The sequence below is a fragment of the Kitasatospora sp. Ki12 genome (genome assembly GCF_054601375.1).
This window is the reverse complement of sequence record NZ_BAAIHT010000004.1, coordinates 308907-328250: the sequence shown is the minus strand read 5'-3', so window position 1 is coordinate 328250 and position 19344 is coordinate 308907. Positions and strand designations below refer to the sequence as shown.

12 protein-coding genes are annotated in these 19344 nt (G+C 72.3%); 7 read left to right on the top strand and 5 right to left on the bottom strand.

The window, feature by feature from the left end; genetic code table 11:
• Positions 1-2: 2 nt before the first annotated feature.
• Positions 3-326, bottom strand: a complete 324-nt coding sequence (locus ACYP53_RS41095) for a CU044_2847 family protein (RefSeq protein WP_459651198.1) — start codon at positions 324-326, stop codon at positions 3-5.
• A gap of 1040 nt (positions 327-1366) precedes the next feature.
• On the opposite strand from ACYP53_RS41095, the gene ACYP53_RS41090 reads away from it, so the two are divergent.
• Together ACYP53_RS41090 and recD2 are read left to right on the top strand one after the other, a co-directional pair.
• The gene (locus ACYP53_RS41090; RefSeq protein ID WP_459651197.1) at positions 1367-1552 is read left to right on the top strand and encodes a hypothetical protein; all 186 of its coding nucleotides are present in this window, start codon (positions 1367-1369) and stop codon (positions 1550-1552) included.
• A gap of 118 nt (positions 1553-1670) precedes the next feature.
• Entirely contained in the window at positions 1671-3980 is a 2310-nt protein-coding gene (gene recD2 / locus ACYP53_RS41085) for an SF1B family DNA helicase RecD2 (RefSeq protein ID WP_459651196.1), read from the top strand.
• A 2379-nt stretch (positions 3981-6359) separates the two neighbouring features.
• On the opposite strand, the gene ACYP53_RS41080 is transcribed toward recD2, so the two are convergent.
• Positions 6360-7724 carry a thioester domain-containing protein gene (locus ACYP53_RS41080; RefSeq protein ID WP_459651195.1) on the bottom strand — a complete coding sequence of 455 codons (1365 nt, stop codon included), beginning with the start codon at positions 7722-7724 and terminating at the stop codon, positions 6360-6362.
• A 701-nt stretch (positions 7725-8425) separates the two neighbouring features.
• On the opposite strand from ACYP53_RS41080, the gene ACYP53_RS41075 reads away from it, so the two are divergent.
• The 3 genes from ACYP53_RS41075 (at position 8426) to ACYP53_RS41065 (ending at position 11365) form a co-directional block, all read left to right on the top strand.
• Positions 8426-8929, top strand: coding sequence for a hypothetical protein (locus ACYP53_RS41075; protein WP_459651194.1), 504 nt, complete (start codon positions 8426-8428; stop codon positions 8927-8929).
• A gap of 8 nt (positions 8930-8937) precedes the next feature.
• Complete coding sequence (locus tag ACYP53_RS41070; protein ID WP_189922899.1) at positions 8938-9111, top strand: hypothetical protein; 174 nt, start codon at positions 8938-8940, stop codon at positions 9109-9111.
• Positions 9112-9739: 628 nt separating this feature from the next.
• Positions 9740-11365, top strand: a complete 1626-nt coding sequence (locus ACYP53_RS41065) for an alpha/beta hydrolase (protein WP_189922897.1) — start codon at positions 9740-9742, stop codon at positions 11363-11365.
• Positions 11366-11397: 32 nt separating this feature from the next.
• Here ACYP53_RS41065 and ACYP53_RS41060 read toward each other — a convergent pair whose 3' ends face one another.
• Together ACYP53_RS41060 and ACYP53_RS41055 are read right to left on the bottom strand one after the other, a co-directional pair.
• A complete protein-coding gene (locus ACYP53_RS41060; RefSeq protein WP_459651193.1) occupies positions 11398-14622 on the bottom strand; it encodes a BTAD domain-containing putative transcriptional regulator in 3225 nt (1074 codons plus the stop codon).
• A gap of 485 nt (positions 14623-15107) precedes the next feature.
• Positions 15108-17540 carry a hypothetical protein gene (locus ACYP53_RS41055; protein ID WP_459651192.1) on the bottom strand — a complete coding sequence of 811 codons (2433 nt, stop codon included), beginning with the start codon at positions 17538-17540 and terminating at the stop codon, positions 15108-15110.
• 135 nt (positions 17541-17675) lie between these two features.
• On the opposite strand from ACYP53_RS41055, the gene ACYP53_RS41050 reads away from it, so the two are divergent.
• Positions 17676-18089, top strand: a complete 414-nt coding sequence (locus tag ACYP53_RS41050) for a hypothetical protein (protein WP_189922891.1) — start codon at positions 17676-17678, stop codon at positions 18087-18089.
• A gap of 48 nt (positions 18090-18137) precedes the next feature.
• Here the strand turns inward: ACYP53_RS41050 and ACYP53_RS41045 are convergent, their stop codons facing one another.
• On the bottom strand, positions 18138-18365 hold the full coding sequence (locus ACYP53_RS41045; protein ID WP_189922889.1) for a hypothetical protein: 228 nt from the start codon (positions 18363-18365) through the stop codon (positions 18138-18140).
• Positions 18366-18661: 296 nt separating this feature from the next.
• On the opposite strand from ACYP53_RS41045, the gene ACYP53_RS41040 reads away from it, so the two are divergent.
• Entirely contained in the window at positions 18662-19126 is a 465-nt protein-coding gene (locus tag ACYP53_RS41040) for a hypothetical protein (RefSeq protein WP_459651191.1), read from the top strand.
• The last annotated feature ends 218 nt before the right edge of the window (positions 19127-19344 follow it).

The following is a 19344-nucleotide window of genomic DNA, read 5'->3' as shown; positions in this document are numbered from 1 at the left end:
CCTCAGGACTGACTCCACCTCAGACGCACGGCGAAGTTCACCTCTGCGGTGCCCTTGGCGATGATCACGCTCGTGTCACCGCCCACTTTGAGGCCGAACTCCAACTCGACCTCGTCAGGGCTGAGAGACCGCACCGTCCGCACCACGCTGGCCAATGCCGGCCTCACCTGTTCAAGCGCTTCGTCGAGCGTGACCTTCGCGCGTGCGACCACACCGCTGCCAGCGGCAGCAAGTTCGAGGTCGGAGCCTGCCGGACGGCTGTCCACCTCGAAAACGGCGACGGACCCGACGCTGTCCCCCAACTCCACCGCAAGCAACTGTTCCATCGGTCCCCCCGATGTCGAGCCGCCCGAATGAACGGCCTATTGGATCTGTCAGCCTGCGAGTCCCGTCTGCAGGCCGACCCAGAGTACGGCCCTGGCCCGCCTCCCCTCCCCCGAATCGTCCAACTACCTCGATCACAGTCAATCTGTGATGGCTCAAGGACCGTCTGCCTGTTGGTGTCGGGGCCGCCCCTGTACCACCCTGTCAGGGAGGCTCGACCTGCCGGGCTGGCCGAGGCGGCATTTCGGGCGGCAGTCCCACGCCCACAGGGGGTACCTTCGGGTGTCCGGGCGTCTCCTTATCCGAATCCACGGTCTGGCGCCGCGCAGTCCCCATGCGACGGGGGTGATACCCACTATCGCCCGGGGCCGCAGTAACATCTCTGCTGAGAAAGGGTAGTTCCCCGGCGCATGAGGGGGGTGGCTCCCGGAGCCTGTACGCCCGCAAGATCAAGGACGTGTAGTTCCCCAGCGTATATGGGGGTGACTCGGAGCGGAAAGCCCTCCAGTCCTACGGCACCACGGGGTCCCCATGCCTACGGGGGTGGCTCTGGCGGTCACGTGCAGGTGGTAGTTCCCCAGCTGTGGTCCCTCCGCATTAGGGGGGCGGCTCGGTGCAAAGGCTGGCCCAGCCGGTGCGGTCGCGGCAATCCCCGTATATGAGGGTGCCTCGTCATGGCCCGCGTCTTCGCCTCCGACACCGGTAGTCCTCACACGTGGGGGTGATTTCTGGTACCGGGTTGCCGAGGCCATGCGGTTCCCATGCATTCGGGGGTGGCTCGCTGAGGAGCACGGCGACGAACCGGCCCAGGATGGTCCCCACATATACGGGGGTGGCTCGGACCTCACTGGCAAGCGCCACCGAATGCCCAGGTAGTCCCCGCACGCACTGGCAGTTCTCACATCATGTCACGCCGCTTCTGGCTCCCCAAGGCCCAGACTTGAGACTGTCGCCTGCAGACACGCGACTAACCACCCAGCTTCTCTTGACACCTTTATGAGAAATCACAGCGACACCGAACTGCTCACTTGTGATCGCAATCATGCTGGCCGAGCACCGCCTCAACCACCCCGGCTTCGTCGCCGCCTACCAGCGTGCCGCCGCGGCCTGCAAGGACCAGCTCGCGGAGCAGCGCAAGAAGAGGGCGAAAGCGAAGACCCGCAAGGCCGGCAGCATCCGCTTCCTTCCCTCCGTCTGCTGGCTTCGCCGTTCCCTCCCGCGGGACTGACGAGGTTGCAACCGGCCTGGTGGAGCGAAGTTGACGATCCAGTGGATCGGCACCCGCCGACCCGGCTACGGTCGTGCCGATCAAGCCCGGTGATCGTGCAGGCAGCGGGGAGCGCGAGGTGGACGAACAGCAGCGCGACGTCGTCGAAGGCGTTGTCGAGCGCGTGGTCTACGTGCGCAGGGACGGCTTCACCATCGTTCGATTGAGCGTGGCCGAGGGGCAGACCATCAGCGCCTCCGGGGACTGTCTCCTCGACGTCCAACCCGGCGAGACCCTGCGACTTCAAGGCACCCGCTCGATGCATCCGAGCTACGGGGAGCAACTGCACGCCACCACGTGCCAGCACGTCGCGCCGTCCAGCTGCCACGCGATCCGCGCCTACCTTGCTTCGGGTTTGGTGAAGGGCATCGGCAGACGGCTGGCCGAGGCCATCGTCGACGAGTTCGGAGAGCACACGCTCGATGTCATCGACGAGACCCCCGAGCGGTTGCTGGAGGTCCACCTGATCGGCACCAAGCGCTACGCCGACATCCTCGACGCCTGGCAGCAGCACCAGGAGATCCGCCAGATCATGGTGCTACTCCAGAACGCTGGCGTCTCAGCCCGGCACGCCCCCCGGATCGTGCACCACTTCCGGGACGTGGTGCACGAGGCCACTGGAGCGTGCGAGGTACTGGAGATCGTGTGCGAGCACCCCTATCGCCTCACCGAGGTGCACCGGGTTGGCTTTCGCACCGCTGATCGTGTCGCGCTCTCCCTGGGCCTGCCCGAGCACGGCGCCGAGCGGCTCCAGGCCGCGATCGTGCACGTCCTGGAGGAGGTAGCCGGGCAGCAGGGGCACTGCTTCCTGCGCCAGGAGGAACTCCTGGACGAGGCGGACCGTTCGCTGGGCGGCTCGCTGCGCCACCTGCTGCCTGAGCAGCTCGACGTCCTGCGCGCTGAGCGGCACGTCGTGATCGAGCCGCTCCCCCAAACCGACCGGGACCAGGGCGGTGCGGAGCGGCGGCGCGACCGGGGGCCTGCGGTCTTCGGGCGCCGGCTCCACGCCATCGAGGAGTCCGTCGCCCACCGCCTCGGTCGGCTGTCGCGAGCCAGGAGCGAACTGGCCGCACGGTGCCGGTGGCGCGGTGGGCCCCTCCCGCTGCTGGACAGCACGATGGAGCTGCACCCGGACCAGGAGGCGGCCGTGAGGATGGCCCTGACCGAGCCGGTCAGCGTCCTGACCGGCGGGCCCGGCTGCGGCAAGTCCTTCACCGTTCGGGCGGTCGTCGAACTGGCCGAGGCATTCGGCGCCAAGGTCAGCCTCGCGGCGCCGACCGGCAAGGCCGCCAAGCGCCTCAACGACCTGACCGGACGCCAGGCCACCACCGTTCACCGGCTCATCTATCCGCCCCGGGCCGACCCAGCGGCGCAGGTGAGCCTCTTCGATGCCCACGATCCCCTCGAAGCCGACCTGTTCGTCATCGACGAGGCATCCATGCTGGACGTGCGGCTCTTCGACCGGCTGCTGGAGAAGATCCCCGCCGGGGCGCACCTCTTGCTCGCCGGCGACGTCGACCAGCTTCCAAGCGTCGGGCCCGGCCGAGTCCTGGCCGATCTGCTGCGTGTCGAGGCTGTGCCCCGCGTCGCCCTGACGCACATCTTCCGCCAGGCCATGGGCAGCAGCATCACGACGAACGCCCACCGCATCCGGGCCGGCGAGAGCCTGCGCAACGGCGGCGACTTCTACTTCATCGAGGTGAAGGAGCTCGGCACTCTGGCGGACGAGGTCGTCGACATCGTTACCCGCCGCCTGCCCGAGAGGTACCAGGTCCCTCACAGCGACATCCAGGTGCTGTGCCCCGCGAACAAGGGGGCCGTGGGCACCCTGGAGCTCGGTCTGCGTCTCCAGGACATCATCAACCCCGGGCGCGACGGCGAGCCGGTTCACTGGAGCGAGCGCCGTCCCTTCCGGGTGGGCGACCGCGTCATGCCCGTGCGCAACAACCCCCGCAAGGGCGCCAACGGTGTCTTCAACGGGAGCGCGGCCACCGTCACCGCAGTCGACACCACCGGGCGTACCATCCGGATCCAGCTCGAGGACGGCGACAGCGCGGACTACGGGTTCGACGAACTCGACACCCTGCTCCACTCGTACGCGATCACCGTCCACCGCTCCCAGGGCAGCGAGTACCCGTTCGTCGTCGTCCCGCTGCTCAAGGACTCCAGCACGATCATGCTGCGGCAGAATCTGCTCTACACCGCGGTCACCCGCGGCAAGCGGATGGTCGTCCTGGTCGGCCAGCACGCCGCGCTGATGAAGGCCCTCAACACCCCCGAACTCGGCCGCAACACCCGTCTGGCCGTCCGTGTTCGCGACGCCCTCGCCGGAGACGGGCCCGGCCCCGGGCAGCTGCGCGCCGCGGATGGCCAGGCCCCGCTGTACTGACCAGTCACCCCGTGCAGCCGCCTGCGGTCAGCCCTACCAGCCGGCCGCCGCGGGGAATCGGAGGGGCCCGACCGAACGCTCCCGCGATCGGGCCGCAGGATGGTCCGCCCCGGTATCGGCGTCACCGTCCCGGCGAGGTCGGCGAAGCTGGTCTCCACGATCGCCGCGAGCACGGTGGGTGTGACGAGGTCCGCGTCGAAGTCTCGGTCCAGCCGTTCGGCATGACGTCCCGGCGGGTACGGGTCGTGGCCGGCCTCGCGCAGGTACCGGAGAACGGCCTGCTCGACGGCATGGGCCTCGAAACCGGTGGCGAAGGGCCCGTCCTGGACGAAGACCCAGCCGGAGCGACCGTGGTGGGCGACGCGCTCGTTGCGGCGATAACATCCCTGGTGGGAAAGGGCGGTCCCCACCCGTACGGGGGTGCTTCCTTCTCCAGCAGCCCCTCGGAGGCCCCGCTCGTGCGGTCCCGACGCGTACGGGGGTGCTTCGGCGTCGCCGGATCTGTCCATGGCTGCCTGGGAGTGGTCCCCACGCGTACGGGGATAGCTCCTGAACCCGCACGGTCTGCGGCGGGACTGGCCCGCAGTCCCCACGCCCGGGGGTGACTCCTTCCGAGGGAGGCGCTACACCGCGGTCGCAGAGCAGTTTCCCTTCGTAGGAGCACCGCAGTAACGTCCCTTACGAGAAAGGGAAGTACCCCGGCACTCAGGGTGGCTCGTAGCCGTCGACGTTGATCGCGAAGAGTCCCAGCAGTTCACTCGGGGGTGGCTCCAAAGCCGCGCTGGGCGTTCTGAGATTCTGGAAGTAGTTCCCCAGCGCGCGGGGTTGGCTCCCTTCCAGTGCAGGCGTTCCGAGTCCTGATGATGTAGTCCCCAGGGCACAGGGGTGACTCGGCGGCGGCGTGGTGGGTCTTGAGTCAGGCGGAGTAGTTCCCCTGCGCACGGGGGGTGACTCGCACGCCTGCGCCGACGCTCTCCTCGATCACCTGATAATTCCCCAGCGCATGGGGGGTAGCTCACCGTCGCGTGGCTGACTGGCGGACCAAGCGCATGTCCCCAGCGCTTTTGGGTTGCTCCAGGGAGAATTGGTAAGGCTGGGCGTAGTGCGAGGTGGCTCCCCGCCGAACGGGGGCGGTTGGCTCCTACAGAACGTCAGCCATCAGCCTCAGCTGCGGGCCTCACCCGGGCCCCAAACCAAAACACCGGGGTGCACCATCGCCGTAACATCCCTGATCAGGAAGGGTAGTTCCCCAGCGCACGGGGGTGGCTCTCGAACACAGGGAGGGGGGTGCATGGATTGGCGGTAGTTCCCCAGCGCACGGGGGTGGCTCCACCGGGCGTCTCTGCCAGGCCTGCAGCTGCCAGTAGTTCCCCAGCGCACGGGGGTGGCTCCACCGGGCGTCTCTGCCAGGCCTGCAGCTGCCAGTAGTTCCCCAGCGCACGGGGGTGGCTCCGTGCGCCAGTTCGTCCTTCGCCGGGGTAGGAAGTGGTTCCCCAGCGCCACGGGGGTGGCTCCACGAGCACGCCGCCGGTGGACTGCAGCACGGGGTGGTTCCCCAGCGCACGGGGTGACTCCTGGTGGGTGATGTCCTCGGTGTAGGCCGCGTCGTGGTTCCCCGGCGCATGGGGGGGGTGGCTCCCCCAGCCCGTCCTGAGCCCCGACTCAGAGAGACACTCAGCTGCGGCAGGGCCTGCCAGAAAAGCAGAAAATCGCAACAAAAAGGCACGTCGAACCCTCTTGCAGGATTCTCGCTAGAATGCACCGGCACTTCTCACTCAATGTCATGATTCCGTGTCGAGTGACGCCATTCAATGCTGTCGCAAGATATCCCACTGGCCTGCACTTTTATACGCACTACCACTAAATGATGCCCGGCATCTCCATGAGAACAACGGACGACACTGAACTGCTAACTTGCAACGTCGTCTTCGGGGCGCCGGACGACGATCTGCCCGACGCCGTGCTCGCCACCGCTCTCGCCCGGGTTGAATCCGCCTCGCTCCCCAGCGCCGAAGCGCCCCGGCCGCGGCGGGCGGCCTGGGTCTGTCCGGGCGATGTGCTGGGGTCCGGCCGACCTGAACGTCTTCCTCCGCCCCCCGCGCCGACGCCGCATGGGCCTGGTGGGCTTCACGCTCGCCGGGTAGGGAGCGCAGGTCCGCCGCCCGCTGCGAGCGACTCTGACGGCGGACCTGTTCGACATCAGCGGCACCGGCCGGGCGGCTGTCGAGCAATCGGCCGGGTCGGGACCGTCGGCGCGGGCACCCTATGGAGGGGAGGAGCGATTGCTCCGGCCCGGCGGCATGGCACTCGTCCGCGGCCGCGCACTCCGCGCGTCGTGGATACCGTCGCCGCGATCGGCAACCCGCGGGCCGGTCGCGGTCAGTGGCGTCGTCGCCGGGCGAGGCCGGCCAGGACCAGAACTGCTCCGGCGACTAGAGCTACGGCCGCCGCGGCAGCGGCGGTGACGGTGCCGCTCGCACCGGTGTGGGCGAGTTCCCCGTCAGCCGGGGTGGTGGAGGGTCCGGCCGGCTCGGCGGTCGTGCCGGTGGGGCCCGTGGCGCCGGTGGGGCCGGAGCCGGCTTCGTGGCTCGGTGTGCCGGTGGGGACGGAAGTCTGGGACGGGTGCGGTGAGCTGGACGCGGTGGGGTCGGGGGACGGCGCCGGATCGTTCCCGCCGTTGCCCGGCTCTTCCGGCTTGTTCCCGTTTCCGGGTTCCTCGGACTCGCCGTTTCCGGGATCGCTGGGGTCTTCGGGGTTCTCGGTGGGCGGTGGCGTGGGATCAGCCGCGGTCCACACCGCCTTCGCGGTCGCGCTGACGGGGACCCGAGCGTCACCGCCCACCACGAGGAGGTCCTGGCTGTCCGGGCTGGTGAGCGCTCGGCCCGGCGGGGCGGCGACGGCGGCGGTCGCGGTGACGGTCGCCTGGCCCGGCGTGGCGTCGGCCGGGACCTTCAGGAACAGTTGCCCACCGTTCTTCGCGGGGCGGGTCAGTGCGCCGTGGCCGTCGGAGAGGACGTTTCCTTCCTGGTCGGTGAGCGTCGCACCAGCCGTGACCGCTGCCGGGTCGAGGGATGCGGCGACCGGATCACCGCTGGAGGTGATCACGATCGGGCCGAGAACCGTTCCGGCCTTTCCGGTCACCGTGTCGGGGGACAGGGAGAGCGCGGCGGCCGGTTCCGGGATGTCGGCGGCGTGTGAGGTCAGGTAGTCGGCGAGCTTGGCCCCGACCGAGTCGAACGGCACGCCGGCGACGTGGTTGGTGATGCGCCAGATGGCGGCCTGGGTCGCGCCGGCCGCCGCGTCCTTGGACAGCTCGCCGCCGACCAGCTTGCCGAGCTCGCCCTCGGTGACGTTGGGGTAGCTGTGCTGGAGGATCCAGTTGACCTTCCCCGCATCGGGGTTGCCCTTCAGTGTGGTCGCACCGGATGGAGCGGTCTCCTGGTAGAGCGAGCCCTCCCGCACGTCGGTCTTGGCGTCCAGGCAGTACACGAGGAACGTTCCCCCCTCGGCGGTCCTCACCTCGATCAGACCGCCGGGCACACCGTCGTCCTCGTCGCCGCTGAAGCGGATGTAGTCGCTTTCGGCGAGCTCAGCAGCCGTGATGAGGGTGCCAGCGGCCGTTGCGGCCGGCCCCTTCGAGCCTTCGGTTGCCGCGGCGGCCACCGCCGGCGCCAGCCCGCCGCCGGCCAGCAACCCGGTCGCCAGTGCGACGGCTGCCGTTTTCGTTGCGCGATTCCACTTCACTGCCGGGTCTTCTCCTGTATCAGTGTCCGGGCTGAACAGCCCGTTTCCCATCGGCACAGCACTGCTGTCCGACCTCACCCTTCACGCCACGGCTGAGCCGGGGCAGGGGCGGCCGATCGATTACCCCATAGAGCTGTCGTATGGCCTGCCCGGGCTGACACCGGCGATTCGATGCCGGCCTTTTGCGAAACGTCTGATATCGCCGCCGGCAGTGGTGACTTCGAGCCCCTTCGGTGAAGGACCAAAGATTCCCCGGGCTGGGACCTAAGTCCCGTCTTCCGAGAAAGGCCGCAGAGCCACTTCCTTTTCCGTCGTGCCGTGTGCCACAGTCCCGGAAGCAAGATCGCTTCGGCTCGGCCGCCCGTCTCCCGGTCCGCAAGCCGGCACTGCCAGGCACCGCGCCTGGGCATCGACGAGGCCGGCACCGGCGGCTCCGCAGGAATCCGCCAGGAACGGACCCCGTCCTCGGGCCGGCCGGGCGGGGGAAGCACTTCACGCGATCCCGCCATCGGCGGCGAATCCCGGCATGCCCGGATGCGTACGACCGGCGTCCCGCGCCGGATTTCAGGAAGCTGCACCGGAATCTGCAGGAAGCTGCGGCCTACTGCGGCCTGCCCGATTGCCTTTCCTGCGACAGATAGATTCAGGAGGCCCACTCGGGGCCTCACTGCCCAGCCGGCAGTAATTCATCGGAGGGACCAATGAATTCCCGGGTTCTTCGCCCGTTCTCGACCGCGCTCGCCGTGGTCGTCACCTGCTCGCTCCTGGCCGCCGCCGGAAATGCCTCGGCCGCCGTGGCGCTTCCCCGCGACAACGGCGCCGTCGCCGTCGCCCAGGCCGACCCAGCGCGGCAAGCCGTCACCGAGCAGATCCTCGCCGCCGTCGACGCCGCGCGCCAGGACGGCCTGCGGCCGGGCCAGTCCGTTCCGGTCTACACGGCGGACGCGGTCACCGTGGAGCTGGCCGACGTGGACGGCACCCTCGTCCTGCGTGCCGACACCGGCCCTCAGCAGCACGGCTTCTGCCACACGGCGGCGATGACCGCCGTCTACACCATCGGCGCGCCGGTCTTCGGCGCGGCGGCGCTGGCCGGGGGCATCACCGTCGTCGGGATCGCGATATCGGCGGAGGCCGCGGGGGCGTTGTCGTCCGCGCTCGCCGTCGGCTCCGGCGTCTCCGGCCTCGTCTCCCTCCACATCTGCTGAGGCCCGGTATGCGTGAACTTCTGGCATCACTCGCCGTGCTCGACATCGTCGTGGTGACCGGTGCGATCGTCACCCGGCGTGAGAGCGAAGGCCGCTCCGGCACCGCGTGGACGGCCGCGCTCATCGCCGTCAACGCCGCCCTGGGCGTGGCCACCCTGTGCTGGATGGCCCTCAGCGGCTGAACCCCGCCGCCACCAAGCCCGCGCAGCCCGGTACGTCCCGTCCGACGGCGGGCGGCGTACCCGGGCTCCGCCCAGACCAGCCAAGTGGGGCCGGCCGACCAGCCGGCGGCCGGCCCCGGACACTCCCTCACATCATGAGCCCGCTGCCGGGCCACCGACCCGGTCCGCCGCCGCCCCGCTCCGGAGCCCTGATGACCCGTACCCCTGCCCCGTCGCCCGCCCCCGCCCCCGCCCCCGCCCCCGGGCACCCGTGCGCGCCGTGACAGCGGACCCCCACACCCAGGCCGTCGAACAGCCTCCAGCCCGCTGGCTCTTCTCCTGCCCGGCCGCCTTCGCCGCACTCGGCCTGCTCACCCTTGCCGCAACGGCCGTCTGCGGTCCGTGGGTACGCCCCCTCGTCCCCTGGTACACGATGTGGCCGCTCCTCGTAGCCCTCGCCGCACGGCACCAGGCCAGAGGCCATATTGGCGGTGCGCCTCCCGCCTCCCTGCCGGACGGCGCCTGAGCTGCTGCCAGCGGAATGCCAGCGGTCTGCCAGCGGGGTGCGGAACTGTCACATGTGCCGGGCGGTGCGCCGCAACCGAGGAGCGCCTACGACTGCCCGGACCGTCGACGAAAGGGCACCCGCGTGACTCGCACCTCCCCTCCCACCGGCCCGGCCGCAGGACCGCGCCGACCCAGGGCCTCCCGCACCGCGAATCGGCGGGAGGCAGCCTGGCGGCTCGTCGCCGGTGCCGCCGCGGCCGCGCTGCTGGCCGCGGTGTGCCCGACGACCGCGGTGGCCGCGCCGGACACCGTCCCGGTGCCCCGACTCGCCTGGGCGGCGTGCGCGGACGGCTTCGAGTGCGCGACCGCCCGCGTCCCGCTGGATCACCACGACCCGCGCGGCGCCGGGATCGACCTCGCTGTCATCCGGCACCTGGCGCAGGACCGAGCCCACCGGATCGGCTCACTGTTCTACAATCCCGGCGGCCCGGCCGTAGCCGGCACCGTGGCCCTGCCTATGATGCTCGGGCAGTTCCCCGAAGAGGTGCGCCAGCGCTTCGACATCGTCAGCTTCGACCCGCGCGGCACCGGTGGCAGCGCTCCCGTCCAGTGCTTCGACGACCCGGCGGACGAGCAGGCCCTGCTGGCGGGCACGGCCGCCGGCTACCCCGAGGGCGCGGACCAGCAGAAGGCCTGGGCCGAGGCCTACCAGCGCCTCGCCCGGCAGTGCGCGGCCCGCAATCCCGCCCTGCTGTCGCACATCTCCACCGCCAACGTGGCCCGGGACATGGACCTGCTCCGCCGCGCGGTCGGCGACCGGCAGCTCAGCTACCTGGGCACCTCGTACGGCAGCTACCTCGGCGCCACCTACTCCAACCTGTTCCCCGGCCGGGTCCGCGCGATGGTCCTCGACAGTGCCCCGGACCCGGTGGCCTGGTCGACCGGTCACGGTGGGCAGGCCGCCACCACGGGCACCCTGCTGCGCAACGGCAGCGACGTGGCCGCCGGCCGCGTCCTGGACGCCTTCCTCGACCAGTGCGGCCAGGCCGGCCCCCGGACCTGCGCCTTCTCCGCCGGAACGGCCGCCGCCACCCGGGCCAGGTACGGCGAGCTGCTCCAGCGGCTGCGCACCCGGCCGGTCGTGGTCGACGGGGCGACCGTCACCGCCGGCTCGACCGTGGAGACGACGATCACCTACCTGTACGCCACCAACCCCGTCGCGAAGCTGCCCATCGACTGGAGCCAGCTCGGCACCAGGCTCCAGACGTTCTGGACCGCCACCGAGACCCTCTCCGCGCCGGGCACCCCGCTGCCGCCCGTCCCCCACCAGTCTCCGGACCAGGCGCTCGCGGTGGTCTGCTCGGACAGCGCCAACCCGACCGCCCGGGCCGACTACCCCGCTCTGGCCGCGTCCGCCCGGGCCCGCTCCGGTGAGGTGGGCCCGTACTTCGCCTGGGCCGATGAGCGCTGCGCCGACTGGCCCGTCCGGGACCGCGACCGCTACGACGGCCCGTGGAACCGGCCGACCGCCCGGTCGGTCCTCGTCGTCGCCAACACCGGTGACCCGGCCATGCCGTACGAGGGGTCCCGCGCGATGGCCCGCTCGCTCGCCCGCGCGCGGCTGCTGACCGTCGACGGCTACGGCCACACCGTGCTGGCCAACCCCAGCGACTGCGCCGCCGAGCACGAGACCCGCTACCTGATCGACGGCGTCCTGCCCGCTCCCGGTACGGTCTGCGCACCCACCAAGCCGCCGTTCAGCGGCTGATCGCACATCCGGCCAGCCCCCCCGGGGGGCGGTCAGCCCGCCTCCAGAGCCAGCGACTCCGGCCGCGACAACGCCCGACCGCGCTCCCAGGCGGACCGGAAGCCGGCCTCCCCGAGAGCCTCGGCGCAGCCGTCCAGGACGGCCCGCAGCTCCGGATCGCCCGCGTCGTGGGTCCCGCGCAGGCCGTACGCGGCGCCCAGTGCCGCCGCACCGCGCGCTGCCTCGCCGAGGTCGAGGCAGTACTCGGCGAACCCCTCCAGCACGTCCGCCCGCACTGGTTGGTCGTCGCTCCTGGCGGCCAGCTCCAGGGCCCGGCGGTGCAGCGGGCCGGCCGCGTCCGGCGCGCCGCGCCGCTGCTGGGTGCGGGCCAGGCTGGTGTGCAGCAGGGCGAGCAGGTGCAGGCGCGCGGGGGCGCCGGGGCCGGTCGTCGGCAGTTGCTCCAGGCGCCGCAGCGTCTCCTGCTGGCCGTGCAGCGATTCCCCCAAGTCCCCGGTGCGGCGCGCGAGTTCACCGAGCGCGTAGCGGGCCGCGGCCTGCAGGTGCGGGTCCCGGGCCCGTTCTGCTTCGGCCAGCGCTCGCTCCAGGTCGGCCCGGGCCGCGGCCGGTTGGCCGCAGCGCGCCCGCAGGCGGCCAGACAGCAGCGGTGACAGCGGCGCCTCGCCGGAGCCGCCCATCTCGGCATCCCGCTCACCGGCTTCCGTCAGCGCCGCGAGGGCCTCGTCGGCCGCGCCGGTGACGGACAGCAGCGCGGCGAGCGTGACCAGCGCCATGGCCGTCCCCCAGCGGTCACCCAGGGCGCGGAAGCCGTCCACCGCGGTCCGCAGGCAGTGTTCGGCGTGCCCGATCCGGCCCGCGCCCAACTCGATCCGGCCGAGCACCAGATGGGCGGCGGCCCGCATCCACCGGTCGGGGTGCTCGGCGTACCGCTGCGCGGTCGCGCCCACTGCTTCCGGCGGTCCCGCCATGGCGAGCAGCAGCGCGGCGGCCAGGGCAACCGGGTGGTCGGCCTGCTGTGCCGTGACCAGTGCCGCGCCCATCGCCTCCGGTGGGATCGCGGACTCGCCGCTCTCCCGGAGCGGGGCGGTGAGCTGGGCCAGGACCACGCACAGGGCGTGTGCCTGCTCCAGGTTGGGCGGCGGAATGCAGCCGTGGGCAGCGAGAACGGCCGCCGTCCACTCACCGGCCTCACGACCCTGACCGCGCATCAACCAGGGCCAGGCCCGGGCGGCCGTCAGCCGCAGCGCGTGTTCTGGTGGGCCGACGGCGACCGCCCGGCGCAGTGCCGCGTCCAGGTTGCCCTGCTCCGCGTCGAGCCGGGCCAGCCAGCCGGTCTGGCCGTCCGTGCGCAGCCGGGGTTCGGCGTTCTCGGCGAGCTCGACGAAACAGCGCAGGTGGGCGGCGCCGGTTCGGTCGTCCTCGCCGGCCTCGGCGAGCCGTTCGGCGGCATAGGCGCGGACCGTCTCCAGCAGCCGGTAGCGCACCGTGCCGGTCTCCCGGCCGACGGCCGCGACCAGGGACTTGTCGACCAGGGACGCCAGCAGGTCCTCCACGGCCGTCGGGTCGGGCGCCGGCCCGCCCGGCCAGTTGTCGGCGCAGACCAGGTGTGTGTCGGGGAGGGTCGCTCCGCCGGCGAACACGGATAGCCGTCGCAGCAGGGCGCGTTCGTCCTCGTCGAGCAGTTCCCAGCTCCAGTCGATGACGGCGCGCAGAGTGCGGTGCCGGTCGGGAGCGGTGCGTGGGCCGCGGTCCAGCAGCCGGAGCCGGTCGTGCAGCCGCGCCGCGACCTGTCCGGGGCTCAGGGCCCGCAGCCGGGCCGCCGCCAGTTCGAGGGCCAGCGGCAGGCCGTCCAGCTCCCGGCAGATCCGGACGACCGGCTCGACGGTGTCGTGGTCCAGCGTGAAGCTGGGGCAGGCTGCAGCAGCCCGTTCCGCGAAGAGGTCGACGGCCGGGTGCGCGAGCGCTTCCTGGGCGGTGGAGCCGGGCTCGGGCACGGCGAGCGGTGTCACCGGCCATAGCGCCTCGCCGGTGATTGCGAGCGGTTCGCGGCTGGTGGCCAGCACGGTGAGCCGGGGCGCGGCGGCCAGCAGTCGATGGGTCAACCGGGCCGCGTCCTCGATCAGGTGCTCGCAGTTGTCCAGGACGAGCAGGACCTCTCGGCCCTCCAGGGCCCGGACGATCCGGTCGACGGGGTCCCCGGCCTGCTCGCCGGCGGGCAGGCCGCCGGCCAGCACGCCGGCCTCCGCCGGGCGGCAGACAGCGGTCAGTACGGCCTGGGTCACTGCGTCCGGCCCGTCGACGCCCGCGAGTTCGGCGAGCCGTACGTCCGTCGCGGGCGGGGCGGCCGTCGCGGCCGCAATCGCCAACCGGGTCTTTCCGACACCGCCCGGCCCGGTGAGCGTCACCAGGCGGGACCGGTGCAGGCGCTCCCCAACCGCCGCCAGCGCCTCGTCGCGGCCGACCAGAGCGGTGAGCCAAGTGGGCAGTGCCGCACGCCCGGCCGGGAACCCTGTGGGAGCTGGGGCCGGCCTGGGCGCCGGCGACCCTGCGCCGGACAGCACCTGCAGGTGGGCGTCGCGCAGTTCGGCGGACGGGTCGGCGCCCAGTTCCTCGGCCAGTGCCCGCCGGGTACGTTCGTACACCTTCAGCGCCGCCGCCTGCTGCCCGTCCGCGTGGAGCGCGCGCATCAGCCTGACGGCGGCCCGCTCGCGCAGCGGATGCGCGACGCAGAGCCCGGTGAGCTCGGCGACCAGCCGCGGCAGCGCTTCGGTGCTGCCGAGCGCGAGCAGGGCGTCTGCCCGGTCCTCGAGCGCCGCCAGCCGCAGCTCCGTCAGCCGGGCCGCCGGCGCGGAGGTGAACCCGGCGCTCGCGGCGTCCGTGAACGGTGCCCCGCGCCACAGTTCCAGTGCCCCGTCCAGCAGCGCGACCGCCTCGGCGGACCGGCCCGCCGTCAGCGCCGCCCGCCCTGCGGCCACCCGCTGCTCGAAGTCCCAGGCGTCCACGCTCGCCCGGGGCCGGTCCAGCAGATACCCGGCGGGGTGCGAACCGATCACGGTCCGGTCGGCCCCCAGCGCCCGGCGGAGCCGGGAAACCAGGGACTGCAGGGCGCCGGCGGGCTCCTCCGGCGGGGTGTCTCCCCAGAGGTCGTCCACCAGACGCTCACGGGTGACCACGCGCCCGGGGTCGAGAGCCAGCCGGACCAGCAGCAGCCGAAGCCGCGCCCCGCCGACCTCGAAGTCCGCCCCGTCCCCACCCCGCACAACCTGAAGCGGCCCCAGAACGTTGATCCGCACCCCGCCCGCCCCTCGCCCAGCACCAGCCAGCATCCAAGATCATTATCCCGATGTCCCACCAGACCCGGACGGCAGGGCACGATCCGAGCGAGGCCTCATGGCCGCACCACGGGACGGCGTGTAGAACGTCCCGTCCAGTGACGAACGCGTAGCGCATCCGAGCCCGCCTGACGGCGTGCTGGTCGGAGTTGATGAGCGGCGGAAGACCAGTCGTCAACCTGGTGCGCCGTTCATTCGTGACACCAGGACGGTGGCATCGCAATGTCCCACAGCCCAACAGGCACCCGCAGGTCGACCCATCCGCGCCCAGGCCCTGTGCCTCATGAGACACCCGGACTGTAGAGAACACGCCCACCCACCGCCGGCGGGTGACCTCCAGGCGCAGCGTGGCGGTGGGCTGGGGGCGGCCGTGGCAGATCACGGCGGCAGCGGGGCGGCTCGGTGCGGGCGGCTCAGCGCAGGCAGCCGGTGATGCGGACGTTGGTCTGGGTCCGGCCGGTGAGGCCGTTGGCGGAGTCGCGGGCGGTGAGGACGAGCGGATAGGTGCCGTCGGCGAGCAGCGGGACGGTGAAGGTGGCGGTGGTGCCGTGGCCGAGGGTGAGCGGTCCGTTGGGCCCGATCAGCTGCCAGGTGGTGGCCTGCGGGTCGGTGATCGGCTGGTTGCCGGGCCGGGTGTGGGCGGTGCCGCTGAAGTGCTCCTCGCAGCCACGCCGCAGGGTGCCGCCGGAGGCGGGCTGCTCGATGGTGACGGCCGGTGGCTGCGGTTCGGGGTTCGCGGTGGGCGGGCTGCTCGGGGCGGTCGGCGGGGCTCCGGTCGGGCTCTGGCTGCCGGGCCGATCGGACGGGGTGGTCTGCGGGGCTCCGGTCGGGCCGTGGCTGCTGGGCCGACCGGACGCGGTGCTCGGCACGGCGGAGGGGCTGGGCGAGGGCGACTGCGGCGACCCGGACTGCGAGGGCGAGGTCGACGGCGGGGTCGACGGCGAGGCGGAGGGCGGGACCGTCGGTACGACGGCGGGTGAGGCGATCCCCCCTGGGACGTCCACGGCGGGCGGCCGTTGCGGCAGCCCGGTGGCGACGTGGACCGCGCCCGGCTCGGTGGGTTCGGCGTCGATGGTGGCGCAGACGGCGGCGGCGACCATGTGCTGGCTGTCCGGTGCGGTGGTGCCGCGCAGGAGCTGGTCGTCGGCGCCGTGCGGGTGGCTGTCGAAGTAGACGTTGCCGGTGGAGGTTTCGCGGTCGCTGTGCTCGATCCACACCGAGTCCTCGTACTGGGCGCCGGCCTGCTGCCGGTTGCGGCCGGTGATCTGCCAGTCCTTGACGGCGTGCCCGCTGACGCCGGGGGTGGGCCCGGAGGCCGGGGCGTACAGCCAGCCGTCGCCGTGGAAGCGCTGGGCGCCACCGACTGCCTTCTCCCGGAAGCTGTACCCGCCGCCCACGACGAAGCGGCCCTTGGGGCAGGCGACGGCGGCCGCGGCGGTTCCGCCGGCGGGAACGTCCACCGCGCCGGTCACGATGGTGGCGGAGGGCAGTTTGGCGCAGATCGGCCGGACACCGACCGCGTAGTTGGCCTCGGGCGGCTGCGGATCGACGATCCGGGTCATGCGCTCCGCGCCGTCACTGTCGCCCAGCGGGAACGGTCGGGTGCTGAGCGCGGTCCCGGGGTTGGTCTTGGCGGCCCAGTAACTGGGGGCACTGGAGCCGGTGTCGGCGGAGGCCGAGTCCAGTTCGGCCAGTGGTACGGGTGCCACCGCCCGTCCGGTGACCAGGCGGGTGGCCCGGAACTCCACGCCGAGCTGGACGAGTCCGCCGCCGTCGCAGTAGGGCTGTGCCATCGACTTCGCGGTCAGCCCGGCGAACGGGCCCTGCTCGGTCAGGTCGCCGCCCCCGATCTTGTCGCTGCTGCGGTCCTGGAAGGCGTGCGCCTGCATGGTGTACTCGCCGCGCGGAGCGAACTCCACCGATGCGTTGACGCACAGCACGTAGGCGGTGAGGGTGACGGAGGTGCCCCCGGGGTTGTACGCGGACACCAGCCAGTCGGAGCCGCCGAGGAACTCGCTGGTGGTGGCGAACCCGTCGCCGTCGACGGCGTACCCGCCGCTGAGCGCGGTCTCGTGCTTGGCGCAGCCGGCCACCGCGGTCTGTTCGCCGCCGCCCGCCACCACGACCTGCGCACTGCGCTGCACCACGTGGAGCGCGGGGCCGTGGACGGCCCACCAGACGCCGGCGCCGGCGCCGGCCGCCGTCAGTCCTCCGGCGGCGACCAGTGCGGCCGTCCGCCCGCCGATCCCTCCGCCGAGCTTCGCCAGGACCCCCGAGCCCATCCCCGCCGCCTCCCACCCGCGTCCGTCCGCAAGCCCCGCTGCGGTGCGGGAACTGTAGCGCCGGGGCGACGCCGGGCACAGGGCCCGCGCACGGCGGTCGCAGAAGCCGGACGCGACCGGTTCGTAGTGCATCTGCGACTTGAGGAAGCGGTGCGCGGCGAGGGAGCCGGTGCCGGTGGCCACCGCGGCGACCATCAGCAGCGGTACGGTGCTCTCCAGTCCGACGACGATGCTGACGGCGAGGCTGCAGCCGGCGATCGGCAGGCTGGTGATCAGTACGACGTTGGCCGGCTGCCGCCAGTCGGCCGGCTCCTGCTGCTGCGTGTTGCCCCAGTCGCCGACGGTGCGGGCCGTCTTCTGCCCGTTGTCGTCGTCGCGCAGCCGCACCTGCCAGACGTCGGCGGTGCCCTCGCAGTCGGTGGGCGACGCGGTCAGCTGGATGCTGTTGCCGATGGCGCGCAGGTCGAGGTGGCGGGGCCCGTCCTCGTTGTTCAGCGCGGTGGCGTACCGGTCGCCCGCAGGCCCGATCTCCAAGCGGGCGGCGTTGGCACGCAGGTCCGTCACCTGTGCTGGATCAGCAGGATGGCGGCCGCTGTGGCGCACGCGCCGACAGCGCAGGCAGCACCTCGAACGGTGCCGAGGCGAGCAACGGCGCTCAGACACTTGACCGTTGGGTGCGGGCGGTGAAACCGTCCACAGGTGATCAATACTGCGGGGGAATCGACTTCGGCCCGACCGGACGACCGCGCCGCGTCCGTTCTGCGCTTCGCGGTGGAACTCGTCGCATGGGTGGCGACGCCCTGGGTGCTGGCCGGCCACTCCTGGCTGCTTGCCGCTCTGTCCGTGGTACTCCTGGTCGGCCTTCCCACGTGCTTCTCCACTCCAGGTGACAAAGCACAGGTGATCATCGCAGTACCGGGCTGGGTCACGATCCTTCTGGTGCTGCTCCAACTCGCCTCGGCCGTGGCTTCCTCATGGCTGGCCTGGCCTGTGTGGGCGGCCGGCCCCGTGACCCTGCTGGCCGCCGCGACTCTGGTCACGGAGCGCCGACGCTGGCGGTGGCTGGTCTCCGGCGAACCGACTCGTCACCCAGGGCACTCATCCGCCAGCTGAAGCGCTCAGTCACAACAGCCGGACGCCAGCGGCCTCCGGCCGCGAAGGCTACAGCTCGACGTCCATCCGTGCGACGTCGTTGAGCTCGACGTCGAGTCCGCCGGCGCGGCGGCCGCCGTCCTTGAAGTACTCGTCGCGCAGGGCCTCGGCGAGGATCGCTCCCTGCCGGGCCTGGGGTCTTTCCGGCGCCCGGGGCGAGGCCTGTGGCCCGCTCGACCTCGTCCCCGCCCCGGAGCTGTCCGCCGGCGGCGCGGGGTGTACCGGCTCGCCGCCCACCTCGCATACACCGCCGGCACCGGCGAGGAGCGGCACCGTCTGCGGGCGTTCATCGAACGGCACCGTCCCTCGCACCGAAGACGGGCAGACCGCGGCGCACCTGGCGACCTGCGCCGGGGTGTGGGAGAAGGCGGGGAGGGCCGGGCGTGGGAGCGACGCTGGCGCTCGTTTCCACAGCTGGTGGTGGTCCTGGTCGGCACGGCGGCCTCCCGTGCGCGCTGTCGGTGCCGCGTTCTAGGATCAACTTCGTGTACCGAACACCGGTACGACAGGTGAACACGGCAGGGGGGACCACGATGAAGCGGACGAAGACGCGCACGCTCGCCGCAGCGGCCGGGGTGCTGGGGGTGACGCTGGCGTTCGCCGGGACGGCGTCGGCGCGGCCCGCCGATCCGGCACCGGCACCGGACGAGCCCTTCGGCCAGCCGGGGACGGGCCGGATCCTGCCGCCGGCTTCGGACGAGGACACCATGTTCTCGATCCCCGACTGGATCGGGAACGGCGGCGCGGTGACGGCCTCGGTGATCGAGACGCTGCCGATCGCCGTCACCGTCGGCTGTCAGGGCGGCGGTTCGGTGCAGGTGCACGTCGGCGGTCCGGCTCCGGCCGACTTCACGGCGCAGTGCCCGGTGGACTCCGTCGGCGTCGGCTCGGTGGACATCCCCGCCCGTCCGGGCCGGGACTTCCAGTTCACCGTGCACACCTCGGACCCGTCGATCCACTGGGGCATCAACGCCCTCCAGGTCCGCCCCGTCCACTGACCCGGATCCCGGGGCCGGGGCCTCGGCCTCGCTCCGGGGGGTGACGGCCGTACGCAAACGTGCCCACCCGGGTGCGCGGTTCGCGGTCGGCGGCGAGCACCATGCGAGCCCGCGCCGGATCCCCGGGGCGGGCCTCGCGGGCCCGTTCCACGATCCGGTCGGCCCCGCTGCCGCCCGGCAGCAGGAGCTCGGTCACGCGACCCGCCAGGTCTCGGGTC